Here is a 1,520-nt window from a genome sequence, read left to right as displayed (position 1 = left end):
GGGATCGCGACGCGCACCGTGTGGCGGCCGGGCGTCAGCCCCGGCAGCGGCACCGGCACCGCGCTCACGGCCGCGCCCGGGCACCAGCCCGAGCGGCTGAAGTCGGACGAGCTCATCCCGTTCCAGAAGTTGCCCGAGGCGGGGTTGAGACGGCGGTAGGCGCCGCAGTCGCTGCGCCAGGGGACGAGGCGCGCCGCGGTGCGCCCGTCGATGAGGATCTCGTTCACCTTCGGCACGAACTCGTCGCCGTTCTCCCAGCCGCCGTGGCCGGTGGTGATGAACCGCAGCACGCAGTCGCGGGCGCCGTCCGGCACCTCGAAGTCGACGGTGAGCGAGTCGGCGGCGAAGATCCGGCCGTACTCCTGGCCCGCCATCTCCAGCACGTTGCAGGTGTTGAACAGCGGCAGGGCGAAGCGCCGCGGCGCTTCCCCGGCTTCGGCCTCGCGCCGGTTGGGGTGGTAGCGCAGGGTCAGGCTGACGGCGTGCCCGCCCTGGTCGTAGTTGCCGATGAAGACGCCGATCCACGCGTCGCCGCGCAGGACCGGCGCGAGGTCGGTCACGTCCGCGCGGTAGACGGCGGAGTCCTCCCAGGCGATCCCGCACACCGTGACCTGGTCGTTGAAGTGGCGCACGCCGAACGGCGTGATGAAGCGCAGCAGCTCGACCGGCGGCTGGTAGTCGCCGGTGGCGACGATGCCCTGGTAGATCCGGCCGTCCCGCCCGGTGACGGTCGGCAGGACCCCGATGCCGCGGCGCAGCGCGTCCAGGAAGGTCGTCCGGTCGCCGTCGCGCGCGGCGGGCACGACGAACACCGAGCCCGTGCGGTCGTAGGCGTCGCCGCGGCTGTACTGCACGAGCTCGGCGATGATCGTCGCGTCGTCGAGGTCCTGCGGCAGGCGCACGCGGCGCAGGATCACGGTGCCGCCGGCGTGGTGGTAGACGGGGCTGCGCGGGGCGGCGGGGTCGTCCGCGGCGGGCGGCGCGATCTCCTGGCCGAAGTTGATGGTCTCGCCCTCGAAGACCGGCACCGTGGTGACCCAGCTGCCGGCCACCCGCGCGCGGTAGGCGGGCAGGTCGACCACGTCGCCCCACGCGGCCGGCAGCCGGACCGGCTCGCCCGTCGCCGGCTCGATCGACCGCGCGACGATCTCGTAGTTCCCGTTGCGCACGATCCGCAGCACCAGCCCCCGCGGCGCCACGAGGTTGGTCGACGGCGTGCCCCGCTCGTCGTCGCCTTCGGTGTGCCAGACCTCGATCCGGTTCGACCGGATCTCGCAGGTCGACTTGCGGCAGGCACGGCCGAGGATGGTCGCCGTCTCGTCGGTCGGCGCCAGCGGCGTCAGCGACGCGAAGGCCGTCTCCACCGTGCAGCGCCCGCCGTCCTTCAGCAGCGCCGTCTGCCACGTGCGGCCGGTGTCGTAGTCGAGGTAGGAAGTCTCGCGCGGCGCGCCCTCTCGCCACCCCGTCGCCGGCTCGTTGCCCGCCCGGACGATGCCGCCCGCCGTCTCGACGACGAAGCG

Annotated in this window: 1 protein-coding gene; it reads right to left on the bottom strand. The window is 73.7% G+C overall.

The window, feature by feature from the left end:
* The coding region (locus Q7W29_05015) for a PNGase F N-terminal domain-containing protein (protein MDO9171176.1) at positions 1-1,520 on the bottom strand (1,520 nt) is incomplete at both ends.

It is taken from the genome of bacterium, assembly GCA_030654305.1.
Classification (GTDB): Bacteria; Krumholzibacteriota; Krumholzibacteriia; order LZORAL124-64-63; family LZORAL124-64-63; genus PNOJ01.
Note: the sequence above shows the minus strand (reverse complement) of the source record. Positions and strands in the feature narration are given on the sequence as shown.